An 18,581-nucleotide genomic window follows, 5' to 3' on the forward strand; every position below is an offset into this window, starting at 1 on the left:
CAAAGATCGGAACTACCGCCGTTTACGGAACCGGCGGTAGTTCCGATCTTTGATGATCCGGCCGTCGGGGCCGCGGTGGGGTGTTCGGATGCGAGTGCTGCCGCGGTAGCCACCGTCGCCGGACAGTCTGGGATGATTTGGCAGTGTTCTGGCGAGGGTTTCGCGGAAAAACGACAATGTCATTGCGGTTGCCGGGCCACGCTTCGCCGGCCGCAACGACGCGCCGGTCACGGGCCCGGCAGATGATTTGCAGGGAGCCGAGTTGCTGCATGGTGAGGTTCGTCCGGTAGGCCAGCACCATGAGGAGGACCCGGTCGGTGAACGGTAGTGCCCAGGGCCGGCCACGACTCGAGTCCGGTGCAAGTTCCCACAGTTGCTGCACCAGGTGCTGCATTTGCGGCCCGGTCAGACCCGTCCACGCACGAAGGTCGGCGGTCGTGCAGCGGGCGAGACGAAGGCGCATGTGGGGAGCATAAATCCCGAAGATCTGCCGCGGCGCGGGGTGTTGTCGGTGGGGTCTTGTAGCTTTGGTGTTGATTGCCGCACCGGTCACGGGGCGGACAGACCCCGGTTGTTGCCCTGCCGAAACGGAGAGGAGGTGGGTCGTCGGTGGACGCAGAGAAGCATGAACCCGTGCCCGCCTCCGCTACATCGGACGTGCCTGTTCGCCGGTTCCGTGGGAAGAACAAAGAGCAACGGTGGATGCGGGGTGAGGACACCGAGCTTGCGGTGATCCGCCTGTCGTTGGACGTCCACGAGCCGGCGGCCCGGCACCGGGTCGAGGACTTGTACTCGGCGATGTGGTCGGTCAAGCGTGCGCTGCAGCGCGATGCCCGGGACGCCATCGACGCGTACTGGGCTGGTGACGTCCGCCGCCAGACTAATGCGAAAGCGTGGCGGCTGGAGCTTGGCCTGTCCCGTGAGGGGATGGAGCGCCGCGCGTACCGGCACATGGAAAAGTCGAAGCATCTCGCCCACCACGTCACCAAAGCTTTGGTGATGCACCAGGCGGACGAGGTCTACGCGACCTCGGTGCGTCGGCATCTGTTCGCGGACTCCTCTGGTCACCGGCACGGCAGGCCGAAAGTCGGCCGCTGGTGGGACTACACCCGTATCCCCGGTCGCGCGCGTTCCCATACGACGGCCGGTAAATGGGAAACGTTCCGCCTGCACGGCACCCTCGCCGGGCACCTGGACGTCTACCGTCACCGCGACCTGGGCCGCGAGATCACCACGCCCGAGCAGGTTGCCGCGCTCCCCGCGGGGACGCGGGTCCTCGAGCAGCCGAATCATTTGCCCGCGCCCCTGCGCCCGGCGGAGCGCATTGAGACGGGTGAGAAGACGAAGAAAGGCAAACCGAAAACCCGGGCCGCCACCTGGTGGGACCACACCGGGCCACTCGCTGTCGTCTTCGCCGGCGGTGCCAACAGCAGCCGCGGGGACTTGGTCCTTCCCGTCCGCCTGCCGTCCGGCGCCGGACGCTGGCCGTACCTGCTCCACTTCCTGAACGACCCCGGAACCTGGCACAAGATCGACCTCGTACGCCGCCGCGACACGGCCACGCCAGGCGGGTGGGCGCACGAAGCACACCTGATGGTCCTGACCGGCTGCTACGCATCCCCAGCCACGAAGGCCCGCCGCAAGGCAGCGGGTGCACTGGCCCGTGTCGCCGGGGTCGACGGGAACGTCTCCAACCTGTCCATCGTGTCGTTCCCCAACACTTTCGACCCCGCCGACGGCGACATCGCGGCCACCCGGGTCGAACCCTCCGACGAGGAACTCGCCGCGTTGGCGAAAGCCCGTCGGAAAGAACGCGGCCGCAAGAGGGCCCTCGACCGCTCCCGCCGGGCATCCAACCCCGCCCAGTACGGGCCGTCGAAACGGCAGCAGGCCCGCGCCGAACGGCGCCAGGCCGCAGGCCTGACCGCACGCGCCGACCACGCACCCCGCGGCGCCCGGGTAGCGAACAAGGCTGGCGTGCCGAAGCAGGCGTACCGGCGGGACACCCTGTCGGCCGGCTACCTGCTCAACCGGGCCCGGCTTGCCGAAGCCGCAGCGACCGCGGCCGCCGCGAAAGACCACCGCGCACGCCGGATAGCCGCGGACGTCGTGGCAGACCACGGGGCGAACCTCACCGTCGAAGACTGCGACATCCGCACCTGGTACCGCCTGTGGGGCAAAGCCCTCCAAGCCACCACACCCGGCCGGCTCATCACCGCTCTCGGCCGGGAATGCGCGAAGACCGGCGGACGGATGCTCCGCGCATCCACGTTCACCACCAAACTGTCCCAGTCCTGCTTCTGCGGGGAGAAGGTTCCCAAAACCCTCTCCGACCGGATCCACCACTGCCTCGCGTGCGGACTCGTCGGTGACCGGGACACAGTCTCCAGCGCCCTCGGCGCCCACGTCCACCTCGACGACCCCGACGACCCCAGCACCGCGCGCGTGGACTACGTCCTGGCGCGCCACACACAGATCCTGTTCGGTGAAGGGCTGCAAGAAGCCCTGTCGAGTCAACCGCAGCGCGGTGCCCGCCCCACCCGGGGCCGCACCCACGCGGCAGTCCTCGGCCGGAAAAATCCCGGCCGAGGGCCTCTGCTCGACAAAACGCCACCACCTGGTACCGGGCCAACCCCGAATGAGACCCGACCCGCAACCAAGCGGCACAAGGCCCACGTCGGAACGACCGGCTGCACGGACAACGCACCCCCAGGTGCGCCAGCTCCGCACAGACATCGGGTGGGCATCACAGCATTACGTGATGACTCTTAGAGCGGCAGCGCCTCCGCCGCCGTGACGGAGTCCGGTGCCGGCACTCCCGGCAGCAACGGCCCCGCCTCCTGCGTGCGCTGGCGTGGAAGGGCCACCGGCCGGAGCGGACGGGGACCCGACACCACCGTGTAGTCCTGACCCAGGAACGGGGGCAGGAGCTCGCCGGGGTCCTCGCCGAGCGCCAGCCGCACGGCCGCCCACGGGGCGTTGACCCCGCACAGCGACAGCTGGTGCAGGCCGCCCGCCGGACGCGTGTTGACGTCCAGCAGAACCGGCCGCTCGCCGTACATCCGGAACTGGATGTTGGACAGATAGTGCAGCCCGAACCCCTCGGCGATCCGCCGGGCCGGTTCCAGCCACTGCTCGTGCAGGGTGAAGCCACGGCGCCGGCCGTTCTTCGTGCGCCCCACGGCCATGCGGACCCGGTTGTCCGGCCCGGTCAGGCAGTCGACCGACACCTCCGGCTGCTCCAGGCGCGGCATCACCAGCCAGTCGACCGGCTCCTCCGCCCGCGCCAGGGCCGCGAGGACCAGATCGAGAGGGACGTACGGGCCCGGGAAACCACTCAGATGCGTGAGCGAGAATGGCGCGCGCGTGATGACGCGGAAGCCCGTCCCGCCCGCGCCGGTCGTCGGCTTGAAGCAGACACGGTGACCTGCCGCCTCCAACTCCTCGACGGCGGCGAGGAGTTCGTCGGTGGTGCGCACCCGTCGCCAGGGCGGCACCGGCACGCCGATCGACCGGACCGCCTGGTACGCCGTCGCCTTGTCCTCGAAGACGGCCACCGCCTGCGGGGTGGGCGCGAGCAGCGCCGTACCGGCCGCCTCGAACTCGGCGCAGTGCTCCACGATCGCCGCCTGGTGCAGCCGGGGCACGAACACGTCGATGCCGCGCCGCGCGCACTGGTCCAGGGCGTACTCGACGTACGCGGCCGGGGACAGGCCCTCCGGTTCCAGCTCGGCGGTGTCGGCGGCGGCCAGTACGGGGGAGTCGGGGTCGCCGTGCGTGGCGTGGATCTCCACGGCCCGGTCGGCGGGATTTCTCCGCAGCTGATCCATGAAGAAGACGTTCTCCGCGTACGTGCGGTTGAGCCAGACGCGTACGCGAGAGATCATGGGGGCCGCCTTTCGGGTTCGCGGGCAGGGCGAAGCAGGCCGTGCCCGGCCGGAGGGAAAAGGAGGGACACCGAACCGCCCTGCGCGGGGGAGGGCTGTCAGCGGTGGTGTCGGGGCGATCATACGGCTTTTCCCTGCTGCCGCGTGCCACGGGCACCTCACGGATTCGGCCACGCCGGGCCGGTGGTCCCGGATGTGCTTGTCCGGGTGCCGCCGGGTGTGTTCTCGTGGTGGCCATCGTGCGCGTGTAAGGGGGCGAGAGGTGACGGGGACGGTCGGCGGGACCGGACGGCTGCTGGCCATCAGCGACCTGCATATCGGCTACAGCGAGAACCGGGCGCTGGTCGAGCGGATGGCACCCGACTCGGACGACGACTGGCTGATCGTGGCCGGGGACGTCGCGGAGACCGTCACCGACGTCCGCTGGGCCCTCAAGACCCTGGCGAGCCGCTTCGGCAAGGTGCTGTGGACACCCGGCAACCACGAACTGTGGACCCATCCTCGCGACACCGTCACCCTGCGCGGCGTGGCCCGCTACGAGCACCTGGTCGAGCTGTGCCGCGAACTGGGCGTTACCACGCCCGAGGACCCCTACCCGGTCTGGGACGGTCCCGGCGGCCCCGTGGCGGTGGCCCCGCTCTTCCTGCTCTACGACTACTCCTTCCTGCCGCCCGGCTGCGCCACCGCGGAGGAGGGGCTCGCCTACGCGCACCGCACCGGCGTCGTCTGCAACGACGAGTACCTGCTGCACCCCGATCCGTATCCGAGCCGCGCGGCGTGGTGCCGGGCCCGGGTCGCCGAGACCGAGCGGAGACTGGCCGAACTGCCCGGGGACCTGCCCACCGTGCTCGTCAACCACTACCCGCTCCACCGGCACCCGACGGACGTGCTGTGGTACCCCGAGTTCGCCATGTGGTGCGGCACCACGCTGACCGCCGACTGGCACCGCAGGTACCGTGTGGCCGCCATGGTCTACGGACATCTCCACATTCCGCGGACGACCCGGCACGAGGGCGTCCGGTTCGAGGAGGTGTCGGTGGGATACCCCCGCGAGTGGCGGAAGCGTCCGCAGCCGCCCGGCGGGCCGCGGCGCGTCCTGCCGATGGAGGACGCGACCGGTGATCGATGAGCTGCTCCCGGACACGGTGGTGGCCGTGGACATCCACGGCGACGACGAGACCGGCCACGCCCCGCTGTATCCGGAGGAGCAGGCGGTCGTGGCGCGGGCGGTCGACACGCGCCGTCGCGAGTTCGCCGCGGTGCGGCACTGCGCCCGGCGTGCCATGGAGAAGCTCGGCGTGCCGCCGCAGCCCGTCCTGCCCGGCGACCGGGGCGCCCCGCGCTGGCCGGAGGGCCTGGTCGGCAGCATGACCCACTGCGAGGGCTACTGCGCCGCCGCGCTGGTCCGGGCCGGCGACCTCCTCTCGCTCGGCATCGACGCCGAGCTCCACGCGCCGCTTCCGGAGGACGTCCTGGAGGTCGTCGTCGCCCTGCCCGCCGAGCAACGACGGCTCGCCCGTCTGGCGGCGCGGCACCCCGCCGTCCACTGGGACCGGGTGCTGTTCAGCGCGAAGGAGTCCGTCTACAAGGCGTGGTTCCCGCTGACCGGCCGGTGGCTCGCCTTCAGGGAGGCGGACATCGAGGTCGCCCCGGACGCCGGCGCACCGCGCACCGGCCGCTTCCGCGCCGAACTCCTGGTCCCGGGACCCCTGGTGGGCGGCCGCCGCCTCACCCACTTCGAGGGTCGCTGGACCGTCGGCACGGGTCTGGTGGCCACGGCGGTCACGATCCCGCACCCCTGACCGGCGGGACGAGCCGGACACGCCCGGCCGGGTGCGCACGTGCCCGCGCGTGTGAGTCGTCCTCGGCCCGCACGGCGGCACCCGGCCGACCGGCCCCCTTCATGGTTGGGGGTCGCAGTCGTGCAGGAGCTGGAAGAACGCCTCCTCGTTGCCCGTGAGACCGGCTCGGTTCAGGGCGCGTTCCGCCTCGGCGAGGACGGAGGGCGGGACGAGCGGCGGCCGCCCCGAGGCCGGGGGACCGTCGAAGGCGGCGCGCACGGTGTGCAACAGCCGCAAGTAGGCCTGGACGGCGGCGCGCTCGCGGTCGGTCAGTACGGCGGTCGGCATGGGTCGCTCTCCCCGGTTTCGGCGTCACACGGTCGCGCGCCCGGTCACCCGGACGGCGCGGTCGCCCCCACACTTCGGCGGCGCACCCTCCAGCTTGCCGCCCACCACTGACAATGCCCCCGCGCCCCGCTCCGGTTCGCCAGCTCGACGCAGGCAGGAGCGCGGCCACCCCCTTCCGGGTCGGTCGGCGCCGTCACGCTTCGCGCGGCACGGGATCGGACCAGATGCCGTGCGACTCCGGCTTGTTGGCGTAGACGTGACGGAAGCGGTAGCGGTCTGCGAGCTTCGGTTCGGCGGCGACGGGCTCGTCGTCGACGACCGTGGCGCGCGGGTGCGGGTGCGGGTGCGGGGCAGAGGCTGTGCAGACGGTGGTGACCGTGCAGACAGCGGCGACCGGTCCGTCCAGCGTCGGCCGGGTCCGTCCGGCGCCGGCCGGGTCCGTCCGGCGCCGGTCGGCCATCGCGTCGGCCTTGCCCTCGCCAGTGGCCGGGAGCGCCGGGTGCCGGGCCTGAAGGAGACCAGGGCCACCGGTCCTAGGAGCGGAAGCCCGTCACCGGTCCTACGGCCGGAACCGGAGCGGGGCCGTCGCGTCCCCCTCGACGTCCATCCGCCGGCCCAGGTATCCGAGCGACGCCTCGATCCGTCCCGCGAGGCGGTCGCGCTGCACCGGGCCCCGCAGCGACGAGCCGGCCAGCCACGTACGGCACTTGCTGGCCAGCAGCAGGCCGAAGCCCTCGGCCTGCTCCTCCTCGACGAGGTCGAACCGGCTGCGCGTGGCCACCGCGTGGACGGTCTCCCTCAGGTCGGCCCGGCCGTCGAGCAGACGCGTGGCGACGGCGACCCCGTCGACGTGGTCGCCGCGGTGCCCCGCCTGCATGTGCCACAGTTCGTGGCCGAGAATCACCAACTGGTGGTCGGGAGCAGTGCGTTCCTCGACCAGGACTAGGTCCTGGTCGGTCATGTCGAGCCACAGCCCGCTGGCGGTCCCCGGCGGGAAGGGGGCCGTACGGAAGCGCACGGGCCGTCCGCGCCGTCTGCTCATCGCCTCGCACAGCGCGGTGTGCAGATCGGCCGGCCGGGCCGGCGCCGGCAGCGTCAGCTCGGCGACCAGCTCGCCGCAGAGCCGGCGCATGTCCCTGCCGATGCCCACGGTCCTCCCCAGCCTCACGGCGTCACGACTCGGGCCGCTTGACGCTCTCCAGAAGCATGTCCAGCCACTCGGCGACCTTGTCCCGGTGCTGGTCGGTGGGCAGTTGCGCCGCCCGCCAGGCGATGCCGCGCACCCCGTGGTTCTGCAGCAGCCGCTCCAGCGGGTCGTCGGCGGCAGCGGCCGCCTCCCGCTCCCGGTCGGCGAGCCGCTGGAGCAGTTCCTGCTCGGTGCGTTGCAGGGCGCCCGCGAGCGCCTCGGGGTCCTCAGCGGTGAGGAAGCCGGCGTGCACGCGGAAGAACCGCTGGATGGCGTCGCAGTGCTCCATGGTGGGGCGCCGGTCGCCGTTGATGAGGGCACCTGCCTGCTGCCTGGACATGCCCGCGCCGTCCGCTATCTCCTGCTGGGTGTAGCGGCGCCCGTTCGGCTTGAGGCGGGTGCGGCGCAGCAGGTCCAGCCGCTGCAGGAACCTGGCCTGTACGTCCGGTTCCCCCGCGGGCCGGCCGCTCAGCAGGGCCCTGACCACGGGCTCGGGCACGCCGCAGGCCACGGACAGGCGGCCGACGTCGAAGACCTCCGCCTGGGGTACGCCGAGCCGGTCGGCGAGCGCGGTGACGCGTGCGACGATCGCCGGCAGCACAGCCGACGCCGTGGCGCTCGGATCCTCGATGCCGTCCGTCACCGACAGATCTCCTACGTCTCTCACAGGCTTCTCACAGGGCGGGGTGCCGTGAACTTCCCGGAGAGTAGCCCGTGGTTCGAACTTGCATCCAGGTCTCGCCACAACTGTGGCCAATTTCAGCCGTCAACGGTCACGAAATGCCACGATAGTTGACACGGCTCGCGTCCGACCAGCAGGATCGGGGCGCCGCGTGAAGGCCGCAGAGGCAAGAGGGGTGACCTCCCGATGGCATTTCAGGCAGGAGGGCAGCGGCCGGCGCCGCGGCCCGTTCCCGTCAGTCCCGAGGCGCAGGCCTACCTGCGGGACTACGCCACGCTTCTGGAGGCGGTCTCCTTTCCCTCCCTCGTCGTCGACCACCGCTGGGACGTCGTCCTGACCAACAGCGCCTTCACGTCGCTCTTCCGGGGCGTCCCCCCGCACCCGACGGCCATGCCGGGCGACAACTTCCTGCGTTTCGTGCTGTTCCACCCGGACGCGGGCACGGTCCTCGGCGACCACGAGTCGCGCTGGTGCCTGCCGATGCTGGCGCACTTCGCGGCCACCACGGAGCGCTGCGGCCCCGACCACGGGCTGCAGGCCATCCGCCGGGAGATCGCCCAGGACCCGATCATGGAGGCCGCCTACCGGCACGGGCTGCCGCACTGGATCCGCGCGGTCGGCGAGTCGGCCGCACGGTCCGACGGCGCGGTCCGGCCGCTGCTGCATCCCGACCCGCGCTGGGGCGCCACCGACTGCCGCATCATCGAGGAGACCCCGGGCACCCTGCTCGACCTGGGCTACACCCGGCTCACCCTGGTGCTGCGCGATCCGCGTCCCGCCCCGGCCCCGCGCAGGCCGCGCCGGGCCCACCGCCAGGCAGGCCACCTCAGCGTGGTGCCCACGGCCGAGGCCTGAGCTCGGCACCGTCGGCGTTCAGGTCGCCGACGGCGCCGGGCTCACTCAGGGCCTGATGGCGCGAGGAACACCGCCCGGCTCTGCCGGGTGCAGATCCAGGGTTCTTCGGGCAACCAGGGCTGCGAGGGCAGCGGTTTCGTGTGCGCGCGGCGGCATGTGATGACCGATCCCTAGCCCCTTGCCTCCCCGCTCACCGGACCCGCCAGGCCCTCGCCCAGCACGAGGACCAAGGGCACAGGGCGGCACGGCACCAGTCTCAGGCCGCCCCAGGCGGCCACGCGTGCCCGCTCGAGGACCGTGGCGAAGTCCGGTCCCCGGGTGAGGGATCCGGCCAAATGCGCCGGGTCGGCGGAGGCGGCCACCCGGCCCCGGGCGTTCACCAGATGCGCGGGACCGGGCAACTCCCGCAGCAGCGGCAGCACGGCCGTCTCGAAGTGCCGCAGATACACGTCGGCCGCGGCCACCCCGGCGAAGCGGCCCGCCACCTCCACCGGCGCCGACAGCGTCAGGCTGTACTCGTCGGAGCAGAGATAGTCGACGTAGGGCCCGGCCACGGCCCGCCGCCCGGTGTCGCGGGGCAGCGCGAACCAGTCCCAGTGCGTGTAGTCCGCGTACGCCGACTGCTGCGGATCCAGTTCGAGCAGCAGCGGCCGTACGCCGCCCTCACCGGTGGTCTGCCACCACTCCAGCCACGTCGGCGCGTCGCCCAGCAGCCCCGGCGCGGCGATGAAGCCCACCCCGGAGACCAACTCCTGCCGCGCCAGGTGAAGATGCAGCCCCGGCCGCAGGGCGGCCAGATCGGCGGTGGCCGGCCGCCGCCCCGCGGCGGCCACCCGTGCCAGCAGCGCCGCCGTCTCGGCGCCGGTCTCGGCGACCGCCTCGAACACCGCCTCCAGGGCACGGCCCACCCGCGCGGCGGCGCCTTCGGCGCCGCGTTCGGGCGCGGACGCGCCGTGCGTCGCGTCCGACGCTCCGACGGGTGCCGGGATCGTGCTCATGGCGCCCTCCAGCGGACGGGGCCGGACGCGGTGCGGCTACAGCGACAGCCGCAGGGCGACGAGCCGCGTAGCCGACTCCTCCACGCACCGCTCGGCCAGCGAACGGGCCGAATCACGGGCCCCATCCTGCACGGCGGAGACGACCGCGCGGTGCCGGTCTGCGACTTCTTCACGATATTCGTCGTCCCCGAGCACGAGGCACAGCAGCGCCCCCACCTCCGTCTGGAGGGCCACCTGCTCGCGGGTGAGCCGGGCCGACTGCGCGGCCGCCGCCAGCTCCACGTGGAACCGCCCGTAGACGCGGCTGCGCGCCCCCGCGTCGGCGGCCTCCAGCAACTCACGTATGGACCGGATCAGTTGACGCAGGTCGTCCGGCTCCGTGCGGTCCGCCGCGAGCCGGGCCGCCGCGCCCGACAGCGCGGCCCAGTGGTCGCCGAGGTCGCGCAGTTCCTCGGTGCTCCAGCCGCGCAGCCGGGTCATCAGCCGTTCCGGACCGGGTAGTCGGGGCAGCGAGACGAAACTGCCGCCGCCGCGTCCGCGCCGGGTGGTGACCAGCCCCTGCTGCCGCAGCGCCATCAGCGCCTCCCGCAGGGTCACCGTGGACACCCGCAGCCGTCCGGCCAGTTCGCTCTCGCCGGGCAGCTGCTCGCCGTCGGAGAGCAGGCCGAGCTCGATGGCGTCGCCGATCCGGCGGACCACCGCGTCCACCCGGGCCCGGCTCTCCACCGGGGCGAAGACGGCCCTGTGGGCGCCGGCCCCGCCCAGCCGGGCCCGCTCGCCCACCCGCACGCCGTCCGCACCGCCTATGCCCCCGGTCCCGCTCCCGACGTGTCGTTGCTGCACGGCCACCACCTCGCCCGTTGACCCAAGCTTTGCCCGGAGGCGGTCTTGAGCTTTGAACTATGACTTCATATGTTTCCGTTCAACGTTCATGAGCGCCAGAAGGGTTCCCGCATGAGGGGAATTGCGGTCCGGCTGCAGGGCCTGCGCAAGACGTTCGGGGAGACGGTCGCCGTGGCCGGCGTCGACCTGGAGATAAGGGACGGGGAGTTCTTCTCCATGCTCGGCCCGTCCGGCTCCGGCAAGACCACCGTCCTGCGGCTCATCGCCGGATTCGAGACCCCCACCGAGGGCGGCGTCGAACTCGCCGGGCAGGACGTCACCGGGCTCGCGCCCTTCGAACGGGACGTCCACACCGTCTTCCAGGACTACGCCCTCTTCCCGCACATGACGGTCGAACAGAACGTCGCCTACGCCCTGAAGGTCCGCAAGGTGCCCAAGGCGGAACGGCTGGTACGGGCCCGCAAGGCCCTGGCCGAGGTCCGCCTCGACGGCTACGGAGGGCGCCGCCCCGCCCAGCTCTCCGGCGGACAGCGACAACGGGTCGCCCTCGCCCGCGCCCTCGTCGGCCGCCCCCGCGTACTGCTGCTCGACGAGCCGCTCGGCGCCCTCGACCTCAAGCTGCGCGAGCAGATGCAGCTGGAACTCAAGGCGCTCCAGCGCGAGGTCGGGATCACCTTCGTCTTCGTCACCCACGACCAGGAGGAGGCCCTGACGATGAGCGACCGCATCGCCGTCTTCCACCAGGGCCGCCTCGAACAGGTCGGCACCCCCGCCGAGATCTACGAACGCCCCGCCACCGCGTTCGTCGCCTCCTTCGTCGGTACCTCCAACCTGCTTCAGGGCCAGTCGGCCCGGAGCATCCTCGGCACCGACGGCACCCACAGCGTCCGGCCGGAGAAGATCCGCGTCCTGAAGGAGTCCGCCGTCGCCGACGAACCCGGGCACGCCACCGCCACGGGCACCGTCGCCGAGGTCGTCTACCTCGGCGACACCACCCGCTTCCTCGTCGACCTCGACGCCGGCGGCCGCCTCACCGCGCTCCAGCAGAACCTGGAGACCTCCGCCGAGGACGTCGCCGCCTATCGCGGTGCCCGGGTCCGCCTGACCTGGCACCGCCGCCACACCATCCAGGTCCCCGACGCCCGCTGAACCGCCCGCCCCCACCGTTGGGAGTCACGTCGTGCGCTTCACCCGAACCCTCCAGGTGGCCGCCGCCACCGCACTGTTCCTCGCCGCCACCGCCTGCGGATCCTCCGGCGGTGGCGGCTCCTCCGCGACCGGCCTCAACCCGCCGGACCTCAAGGCGCCGTCGAAGCTCGGCAAGCCGGAAGGCCAGGTCAACCTGATCGCCTGGGCCGGATACGTCGAGGACGGGTCCAACGATCCCAAGGTCGACTGGGTCAGCGACTTCGAGAAGCAGACCGGCTGCCAGGTCCACTCCAAGGTGGCGGCCAGCTCCGACGAGATGGTCAAGCTGATGAAGACCGGTGAGTACGACGCCGTCTCCGCCTCCGGCGACGCCTCCCTGCGCCTGATCGCCTCCGGCGACGCCGCCCCCGTCAACACCGACCTCGTACCGAACTACAAGGACGTCTTCGCCGACCTGAAGATGCAGCCCTGGAACTCCGTCAAGGGCAAGGCGTACGGCATCCCGCACGGCCGCGGCGCCAACCTGCTGATGTACAACACCCAGAAGGTGAAGCCCGCGCCGACGTCCTGGTCCGCGGTCTTCGACGGCGCCCCCGCGTACAAGGGGCACGTGACGGCGTACGACTCGCCCATCTACATCGCCGACGCGGCCCTGTACCTGAAGGCCACCAGGCCGGAGTTGAAGATCAAGGACCCCTACGCGCTGGACCAGAAGCAGTTCGACGCGGCCGTGGCCCTGCTGAAGAAGCAGAACGCGGACGTCGGGGAGTACTGGAGCGACTACCTCAAGGAGGTCTCCGCCTTCAAGAGTGGCGACTCCGTCATCGGGACCACCTGGCAGGTGATCGCCAACCTCGCCGCCTCCGAGGGCGCCAAGGTCAAGGCGTTCGTGCCGAAGGAGGGTTCGACCGGCTGGTCCGACACCTGGATGGTCTCCGCCAAGGCCAAGCACCCCACATGCGCCTACAAGTGGCTGGACTGGATCGTCTCGCCGAAGGTGAACGCCCAGGTCGCCGAGTACTTCGGCGAGGCCCCCGCCAATGCCGAGGCCTGCGCCGAGACCAGTGACAAGAACTTCTGCGCCGTCTACCACGCCGCCGACACGGCCTACTGGAAGCGCGTCGCCTTCTGGAACACGCCCATCCAGCAGTGCCTGGACGGCCGCACCGACGTGAAGTGCGTGCCCTACGCCAAGTGGGTGCAGGCCTGGACCGAGATCAAGGGCTGAGCCGTGACCGCCGCCGCGCAGACCGCCGAGGCCGCCGGACGCCGCTCCACGGGCACCGTCCGGCGGCTGGCCGGGATGCTGCACCGCCGCCCCCGGCTCAGGCTCTCCCTGCTGCTGACCGCCCCGCTGCTGTGGCTGGCCGTGCTCTACCTCGGCTCCCTGACCGTGCTGTTCGTCTCCGCCTTCTGGACGACGAACTCCTTCACCTCCGAGGTCGTCAAGGTCTGGTCCGCCGACAACTTCCGTGCGCTGCTGACGACCCCCGTCTACCGCCAGGTGATCCTGCGCAGCATCGGCGTGGCGCTCGCCGTCACCGTCCTGTGCGCGGTGATCGCCTTCCCGCTCGCCTTCTACACGGCGCGCGTCGCCCGGCCGAGGTGGCGCCCGCTGCTCGTGGTGGCGATCCTCACCCCGCTGTGGGCGAGCTACCTCGTCAAGGTGTACGCCTGGCGGCTGATCCTCTCCCAGGGCGGGCTCGCCGACTGGATGCTCCGGCCGTTCGGGCTGAGCGGCCCCGGGTTCGGGCTGCCGGCCGCCGTCCTCACCCTGACCTACCTCTGGCTGCCGTACATGATCCTGCCGATCCACACCGCACTGGAGCAGCTGCCCGACAACCTCGTCGACGCCTCCGCCGACCTGGGGGCGCGTCCCGGACGCACCTTCCGTTCCGTCGTGCTGCCGATGGTGCTGCCGTCCGTCGCCGCCGGATCGATCTTCACCTTCTCGCTCAGCCTGGGCGACTACATCACCGTGCAGATCGTCGGCGGCAAGACCCAGCTGATCGGCAACCTCGTCTACTCCAACATCGAACTCAACCTGCCCATGGCCGCCGCCCTCGGCACGGTCCCGGTGGTGGTCGTCGTCCTGTACCTGCTCGCGATGCGCCGCACCGGCGCCCTGAGCAGTCTCTAGGAGCCCGCCGTGCAACTCTCCCCGTCCGCGCGCATCGCGCTGCGCGTCGCCGCCGGGTTCGGCTTCGCGGTGATCTACGTGCCGCTGCTGCTGGTCCTCGTCAACTCGCTGAACCCGGACCGGAGCGCCAGCTGGCCGCCGCCCGGGCTGACCGCGCACTGGTGGTCGGTGGCCTGGCACAACTCCGGTGCCCGCAGCGCCCTGTGGACCTCGGTGCAGGCGGGCCTCGGCGCCACCGGCATCGCCCTGGTCCTCGGTACACTGATCGCCTTCGCCGTCGCCCGGCACCGCTTCTTCGGCCGGGGCACCGTCTCCTTCGTGGTCGTCCTGCCCATCGCACTGCCCGGCATCGTCACGGGCATCGCCCTCAACTCCGCCTTCTCCACGGTGCTCGAGCCGCTCGGGGTCGGACTCGGCCTGTTCACCGTGGTCGTCGGGCACGCCACCTTCTGCATCGTCGTCGTCTTCAACAACGTCGTCGCCCGGCTGCGCCGCACCTCCGGCTCCTACGAGGAGGCGGCCATGGACCTCGGCGCCGACACCTTCCGGGCCTTCGCCGACGTAACCTTCCCGCTGGTGCGCTCGGCGCTGTTCGCGGGCGGACTGCTCGCCTTCGCCCTGTCCTTCGACGAGATCGTGGTCACCACCTTCACCGCCGGGCCCGGCGTCGAGACCCTGCCCATCTGGATCTTCGACAACATGACCCGGCCGCAGCAGGCCCCGGTGGTCAACGTCGTGGCGGCCGTGCTCGTCCTGCTCTCCGTGGTGCCGATCTACATCGCCCAGCGGCTGTCGTCGGACACGGCGACCGGGAGCCGGGTGTAGCCGCGCGGCGCGAGCGGGCGAGGCGGCGGCGGATCGGTGCGAGCCCGGGCGAGGCGGCGGCGGATCGCCCCGGCCGCGTCCGCCCTGTTCCCTCGGTCTGTGGTGTGTGACATAGTACTGACGTGAGCGACTCGCTGACCTGCGATGTTGTCATCGTCGGCGCCGGAATGACGGGCGCCGCGTGTGCACTGTACGCCTCCCGGGCCGGCCTGGACGTGGTCGTGGTGGACCGCGGTCCGGTGGCCGGCGGGACGACCGGCGCGGGGGAGGGCAACCTCCTCGTCTCCGACAAGGAACCCGGACCGGAGCTCGACCTGGCGCTGCTCTCCCTGCGCCGGTGGGGGGAGCTCGCCGGCGAACTCGGCGACCGGATCGAGTACGAGGCGAAGGGCGGACTCGTCGTCGCCACCACGCCCGGCCGGCTGACCGCCCTGCGGCACCTCGCCGTCGCCCAACGCGCCGCCGGGGTGGAGACCGTGGACGTCACCGCGGACCGGCTCCGCGACCTCGAACCGCATCTGGCCCCCGGACTCGCGGGCGCCGTGCACTACCCCCAGGACGCCCAGGTGATGCCCGCCCTGGCCGCCGCCCACCTGCTCAGGGCCTCGGCGGCCCGGCTGCTCACCGGCCGCACCGTCACCGGGGTGCTGCGCGGCACGGACGGCGCGCTGCGCGGCGTACGGACCGACCGCGGCGACCTGCGCGCCCCGGCCGTCGTCAACGCGGCGGGTACCTGGGGCGGGGAGGTGGCCGCACGCGCCGGAGTCCACCTGCCCGTCCTGCCCCGACGCGGCTTCGTCCTCGTCACCGAACCGCTCCCGCCGCGCATCCGGCACAAGGTCTACGCGGCGGACTACGTGGCCGACGTGGCCAGCGACTCGGCCGCGCTGCAGACCTCGCCCGTGGTGGAGGGCACGGCCGCCGGACCCATTCTGATCGGCGCCAGCCGCGAACGGGTCGGCTTCGACCGGTCGTTGTCCCTGCCTGCCGTACGCGCCCTGGCGGCGGGCGCGACGAGTCTGTTCCCGTTCCTCGCGCAGGTACGGGCCCTTCGCACCTACGCCGGGTTCCGGCCCTACCTGCCCGACCATCTGCCCGCGATCGGCCCCGACCCCCGGCTGCCCGGCCTGCACCACGCCTGCGGACACGAGGGCGCGGGCATCGGACTGGCCACCGGAACGGGTCACCTGATCGCCCAGGTGCTGTCCGGCAAGGAGCCCGACCTGGACCTGACGCCGTTCCGGCCCGACCGCTTCCCTCCGGAGGCCCGATGAACCCGCAGGAGCCGGCCCGGGCACGGCCCGGACCCGCCTTCACCCTCACCTTCGACGGCCGGGAGATAGCGGCCGTGCCCGGCCAGACGGTCGCCGCGGCGCTCTGGGCGGCCGGTGCCACCTCCTGGCGCACCACCCGGCGCGCGGGCCGGCCACGCGGCGTCTTCTGCGGGATCGGCGTCTGCTTCGACTGCCTGGTGACGGTCAACGGCAGCCCCAACCAGCGGGCCTGCCTGGTGCCGGCACGTCCCGGCGACGTCGTCCGCACCCAGGAGGGGACCGGTCATGAGGACTGACCTGGCGGTGATCGGCGCCGGTCCGGCGGGGCTCGCCGCCGCGCTCGCGGCAGCCGCGCGCGGCCTGCGCGTCACGGTCCTGGACTCGGCCCCGGCGCCGGGCGGCCAGTTCCACCGGCAGCCGGCACCCGGCCTCGCCGCCCACCGGCCGCGGCTGCCGCACGACCGGGGGCGCGGCTGGAGGTGGTTGCGCGACGCCCTCGCGGCGAGCGACGTCACCGTGCTGACGGACCATCATGTGTGGGTCGTCGAGCACGGCTTCACCGTGCACGCGCTGCTCGGGCCCGAGCAGCGGGAGTCCGTCGCGGTGCGCGCCGAGGCCGTGCTGCTGGCCACCGGCGGCTACGAGAAGGTGCTGCCCTTTCCCGGCTGGACCCTCCCCGGCGTCGTCGCGGCGGGCGGGGCACAGGCCATGCTCAAGGGCGGGCTGGTGGTGCCGGGGCGCCGGGCCGTCGTTGCGGGGACCGGCCCCCTGCTGCTGCCGGTGGCGACCGGGCTGGCGGCAGCCGGGGTCGTGGTGCCCGCCCTCGTCGAGGCAGCGGACCCGGCGGCCTTCCTGCGTCATCGGCGGGCTCTCGCCGCCAAGCTGCCCGAAGGCGCCGGATACGCGGCCCGGCTGCTGCGCCACCGGGTGCGCTTCCTCGCCCGCCACACGGTCGTCCGCGCGCACGGCGGACGGGCGCTGACCGGCGTCACCGTCGCCGCCCTCGACTCCGGCGGGCACGTGCGGCCCGGCACCGGGCGGTACATCCCGTGCGACACGCTCGCCGTCGGGCACGGCATGGTCCCGCACACCGACCTCGCCGAGACCCTCGGCTGCCGCCTCGCCGGGGCGGCGGTGCGTGTCGACGACGAGCAGCGCACGGACGTACCCGGCGTCTGGGCGGCGGGGGAGGCCACGGGCATCGGCGGTGCGGCGCTGGCGCTCGCGGAGGGACACATCGCCGGACGGTCCGTCGCGGCCCGCCTCAGGGGCACCGCACCGGACCCGAGCACCTGGGCGCGGGCCGCCGGCACCCGTGCCCGGCTCCGGGAGTTCGCCCGTGCCCTCGACGCCGTCTACGCCCCTCCCGCGCACTGGGCGGAGCAGGTCCCCGACGGGACGGTGGTCTGCCGCTGCGAGGAGGTCACCGCGGGCGCGGTGCGGGAGGCGGCGCGTGACCTCGGGGCGGGCGATCCGCGCACCGTGAAGCTGCTGACCCGGGCCGGGATGGGCTGGTGCCAGGGACGCATGTGCGCACCGGCGGTCGCCGGGATCGCCGGGTGCGAACCCGCCCCGTCCAGACGGCCGTTCGCCCGCCCGGTGCCGCTGGGCGTCCTCGCCCGCCAGCACCGGGACGCCACGGCCACCGACGACGCAACCGGCGAAGGAGCCGGTGAAGCAACCGACGAAGGAACCGAGGAAGGACCCTCATGACCGACCACCGCCCCTGGCGCGGCGTCCTCGTCGCCACCGCCCTGCCCCTGCGCGAGGACCTCTCCGTCGACCTCGACCGGTACGCCGAGCACTGCGCCTGGCTGGTCGGCAACGGCTGCGACGGCGTCGTCCCGAACGGCTCACTCGGCGAGTACCAGGTCCTGACCCCCGAGGAACGCGCCCGGGTCGTCGAGACGGCCGTCGCCGCCGTCGGCGGGCAGCGGGTGATACCCGGCGTCGCCGCCTATGGTTCCGCGGAGGCCCGACGCTGGGCCGAGCAGGCAGGGGAGGCGGGCTGCGGTGCGGTGATGCTGCTGCCGCCCAACGCCTACCGCGCCGACGAGCGCTCCGTCCTCGCCCACTACGCGGAGGTCGCGCGGGCCGGACTGCCGGTCGTCGCGTACAACAACCCGATCGACACCAAGGTCGACCTGGTACCGGAACTGCTGGCCAGGCTGCACGCGGAAGGGCACGTCCAGGCCGTCAAGGAGTTCTCCGGCGACGTCCGCCGCGCCTACCGGATCGCCGAACTCGCCCCGGACCTGGACCTGCTGGCCGGCGCCGACGACGTGCTGCTGGAGCTGGCGGTCGCGGGCGCGAAGGGCTGGGTGGCCGGCTACCCGAACGCCCTGCCCGCGGCGACCGTCGAGCTGTACCACGCGGCCGTGGCCGGGGACCTGGGCACGGCGGGCAAGCTGTACCGGCAGCTGCACCCCCTTCTGCGCTGGGACTCGCGGACCGAGTTCGTGCAGGCGATCAAGCTGTCCATGGACGTGGTGGGACGGCACGGGGGGCCGGTGCGTCCCCCGCGCATGCCGCTGACGCCCGAGCACGAGAGTGCCGTCCGGGCCGCCACCGAGCAGGCCGTCGCGGCCGGGCTCGCCTAGAGACCACCGAGGG

At 72.6% G+C, this 18,581-nt stretch carries 18 protein-coding genes and 1 pseudogene; 12 read left to right on the forward strand and 7 right to left on the reverse strand.

What is annotated here, in order from left to right; translation table 11 throughout:
* The first annotated feature begins 702 nt into the window (after nucleotides 1-702).
* Nucleotides 703-2,772, forward strand: coding sequence for a transposase (locus tag BZY54_RS36925; RefSeq protein ID WP_208640885.1), 2,070 nt, complete (start codon nucleotides 703-705; stop codon nucleotides 2,770-2,772).
* On the opposite strand, the gene BZY54_RS36930 is transcribed toward BZY54_RS36925, so the two are convergent.
* Entirely contained in the window at nucleotides 2,769-3,887 is a 1,119-nt protein-coding gene (locus BZY54_RS36930) for an ATP-grasp domain-containing protein (RefSeq protein ID WP_086729676.1), read from the reverse strand. The two genes, BZY54_RS36925 and BZY54_RS36930, sit on opposite strands and share 4 nt — an antisense overlap.
* Nucleotides 3,888-4,149: 262 nt before the next feature.
* Here BZY54_RS36930 and BZY54_RS36935 point away from each other — a divergent pair, with 262 nt between their 5' ends.
* Together BZY54_RS36935 and BZY54_RS36940 are read left to right on the forward strand one after the other, a co-directional pair.
* Nucleotides 4,150-5,016, forward strand: a complete 867-nt coding sequence (locus BZY54_RS36935) for a metallophosphoesterase family protein (protein WP_086729677.1) — start codon at nucleotides 4,150-4,152, stop codon at nucleotides 5,014-5,016.
* On the forward strand, nucleotides 5,006-5,689 hold the full coding sequence (locus tag BZY54_RS36940; RefSeq protein WP_086729678.1) for a 4'-phosphopantetheinyl transferase family protein: 684 nt from the start codon (nucleotides 5,006-5,008) through the stop codon (nucleotides 5,687-5,689). The genes BZY54_RS36935 and BZY54_RS36940 overlap by 11 nt, the downstream gene beginning before the upstream one ends.
* Nucleotides 5,690-5,788: 99 nt before the next feature.
* On the opposite strand, the gene BZY54_RS36945 is transcribed toward BZY54_RS36940, so the two are convergent.
* The 4 genes and pseudogenes from BZY54_RS36945 to BZY54_RS36960 form a co-directional block, all read right to left on the reverse strand.
* Nucleotides 5,789-6,016: a hypothetical protein gene (locus BZY54_RS36945; protein WP_086729679.1), complete on the reverse strand. Its 228-nt coding sequence runs from the start codon at nucleotides 6,014-6,016 to the stop codon at nucleotides 5,789-5,791.
* Between the two features lie 193 nt (nucleotides 6,017-6,209).
* Nucleotides 6,210-6,533, reverse strand: a pseudogene (locus BZY54_RS36950) (hypothetical protein); the annotation flags it as partial.
* Between the two features lie 42 nt (nucleotides 6,534-6,575).
* Nucleotides 6,576-7,148 (reverse strand): toxin-antitoxin system, toxin component, encoded by a 573-nt coding sequence (locus tag BZY54_RS36955; protein ID WP_086729699.1) that lies wholly within the window; start codon nucleotides 7,146-7,148, stop codon nucleotides 6,576-6,578.
* A gap of 40 nt (nucleotides 7,149-7,188) precedes the next feature.
* The gene (locus tag BZY54_RS36960; protein WP_086729681.1) at nucleotides 7,189-7,845 is read right to left on the reverse strand and encodes a helix-turn-helix domain-containing protein; all 657 of its coding nucleotides are present in this window, start codon (nucleotides 7,843-7,845) and stop codon (nucleotides 7,189-7,191) included.
* Between the two features lie 225 nt (nucleotides 7,846-8,070).
* Between BZY54_RS36960 and BZY54_RS36965 the strand changes: the two genes are divergently transcribed.
* Nucleotides 8,071-8,739, forward strand: coding sequence for an MmyB family transcriptional regulator (locus BZY54_RS36965; protein ID WP_167414136.1), 669 nt, complete (start codon nucleotides 8,071-8,073; stop codon nucleotides 8,737-8,739).
* A gap of 170 nt (nucleotides 8,740-8,909) precedes the next feature.
* Here BZY54_RS36965 and BZY54_RS36970 read toward each other — a convergent pair whose 3' ends face one another.
* On the reverse strand, nucleotides 8,910-9,737 hold the full coding sequence (locus tag BZY54_RS36970) for a cache domain-containing protein (protein WP_086729683.1): 828 nt from the start codon (nucleotides 9,735-9,737) through the stop codon (nucleotides 8,910-8,912).
* Nucleotides 9,738-9,773: 36 nt separating this feature from the next.
* The gene (locus tag BZY54_RS36975) at nucleotides 9,774-10,502 is read right to left on the reverse strand and encodes a FadR/GntR family transcriptional regulator (RefSeq protein WP_086729700.1); all 729 of its coding nucleotides are present in this window, start codon (nucleotides 10,500-10,502) and stop codon (nucleotides 9,774-9,776) included.
* Between the two features lie 189 nt (nucleotides 10,503-10,691).
* Between BZY54_RS36975 and BZY54_RS36980 the strand changes: the two genes are divergently transcribed.
* The 8 genes from BZY54_RS36980 to BZY54_RS37015 all read left to right on the forward strand — a co-directional run bounded on the left by BZY54_RS36980 (nucleotide 10,692) and on the right by BZY54_RS37015 (nucleotide 18,568).
* On the forward strand, nucleotides 10,692-11,729 hold the full coding sequence (locus BZY54_RS36980; RefSeq protein WP_086729701.1) for an ABC transporter ATP-binding protein: 1,038 nt from the start codon (nucleotides 10,692-10,694) through the stop codon (nucleotides 11,727-11,729).
* Between the two features lie 31 nt (nucleotides 11,730-11,760).
* A complete protein-coding gene (locus tag BZY54_RS36985; protein ID WP_086729684.1) occupies nucleotides 11,761-12,957 on the forward strand; it encodes an ABC transporter substrate-binding protein in 1,197 nt (398 codons plus the stop codon).
* 75 nt (nucleotides 12,958-13,032) lie between these two features.
* Entirely contained in the window at nucleotides 13,033-13,869 is an 837-nt protein-coding gene (locus BZY54_RS36990) for an ABC transporter permease (RefSeq protein WP_086729702.1), read from the forward strand.
* A 9-nt stretch (nucleotides 13,870-13,878) separates the two neighbouring features.
* Entirely contained in the window at nucleotides 13,879-14,694 is an 816-nt protein-coding gene (locus BZY54_RS36995; RefSeq protein WP_086729685.1) for an ABC transporter permease, read from the forward strand.
* A 122-nt stretch (nucleotides 14,695-14,816) separates the two neighbouring features.
* Complete coding sequence (locus BZY54_RS37000) at nucleotides 14,817-15,968, forward strand: NAD(P)/FAD-dependent oxidoreductase (protein ID WP_086729686.1); 1,152 nt, start codon at nucleotides 14,817-14,819, stop codon at nucleotides 15,966-15,968.
* Nucleotides 15,965-16,264 carry a (2Fe-2S)-binding protein gene (locus BZY54_RS37005; protein WP_086729687.1) on the forward strand — a complete coding sequence of 100 codons (300 nt, stop codon included), beginning with the start codon at nucleotides 15,965-15,967 and terminating at the stop codon, nucleotides 16,262-16,264. Before BZY54_RS37000 ends, BZY54_RS37005 begins: the two co-directional genes overlap by 4 nt.
* Nucleotides 16,254-17,681, forward strand: coding sequence for an FAD/NAD(P)-dependent oxidoreductase (locus BZY54_RS37010; RefSeq protein WP_086729688.1), 1,428 nt, complete (start codon nucleotides 16,254-16,256; stop codon nucleotides 17,679-17,681). The genes BZY54_RS37005 and BZY54_RS37010 overlap by 11 nt, the downstream gene beginning before the upstream one ends.
* The gene (locus BZY54_RS37015; RefSeq protein WP_086729689.1) at nucleotides 17,678-18,568 is read left to right on the forward strand and encodes a dihydrodipicolinate synthase family protein; all 891 of its coding nucleotides are present in this window, start codon (nucleotides 17,678-17,680) and stop codon (nucleotides 18,566-18,568) included. The genes BZY54_RS37010 and BZY54_RS37015 overlap by 4 nt, the downstream gene beginning before the upstream one ends.
* Nucleotides 18,569-18,581 lie beyond the last annotated feature (13 nt).

Source organism: Streptomyces carpinensis (genome assembly GCF_002154505.1).
Taxonomy (GTDB): Bacteria; Actinomycetota; Actinomycetes; order Streptomycetales; family Streptomycetaceae; genus Streptomyces; species Streptomyces carpinensis.

Excerpts from the sequence above, each read along its gene's own strand:
- BZY54_RS36970 (WP_086729683.1), bottom strand. The coding sequence starts at position 9,737 with ATGAGCACGATCCCGGCACCCGTCGGAGCGTCGGACGCGACGCACGGC.
- BZY54_RS36965 (WP_167414136.1), top strand. The coding sequence starts at position 8,071 with ATGGCATTTCAGGCAGGAGGGCAGCGGCCGGCGCCGCGGCCCGTTCCC.
- BZY54_RS36980 (WP_086729701.1), top strand. The coding sequence starts at position 10,692 with ATGAGGGGAATTGCGGTCCGGCTGCAGGGCCTGCGCAAGACGTTCGGG.
- BZY54_RS36955 (WP_086729699.1), bottom strand. The coding sequence starts at position 7,148 with ATGCGCCGGCTCTGCGGCGAGCTGGTCGCCGAGCTGACGCTGCCGGCG.
- BZY54_RS37005 (WP_086729687.1), top strand. The coding sequence starts at position 15,965 with ATGAACCCGCAGGAGCCGGCCCGGGCACGGCCCGGACCCGCCTTCACC.
- BZY54_RS37015 (WP_086729689.1), top strand. The coding sequence starts at position 17,678 with ATGACCGACCACCGCCCCTGGCGCGGCGTCCTCGTCGCCACCGCCCTG.
- BZY54_RS36990 (WP_086729702.1), top strand. The coding sequence starts at position 13,033 with ATGCTGCACCGCCGCCCCCGGCTCAGGCTCTCCCTGCTGCTGACCGCC.
- BZY54_RS36930 (WP_086729676.1), bottom strand. The coding sequence starts at position 3,887 with ATGATCTCTCGCGTACGCGTCTGGCTCAACCGCACGTACGCGGAGAAC.
- BZY54_RS36945 (WP_086729679.1), bottom strand. The coding sequence starts at position 6,016 with ATGCCGACCGCCGTACTGACCGACCGCGAGCGCGCCGCCGTCCAGGCC.
- BZY54_RS36925 (WP_208640885.1), top strand. The coding sequence starts at position 703 with ATGCGGGGTGAGGACACCGAGCTTGCGGTGATCCGCCTGTCGTTGGAC.
- BZY54_RS37010 (WP_086729688.1), top strand. The coding sequence starts at position 16,254 with ATGAGGACTGACCTGGCGGTGATCGGCGCCGGTCCGGCGGGGCTCGCC.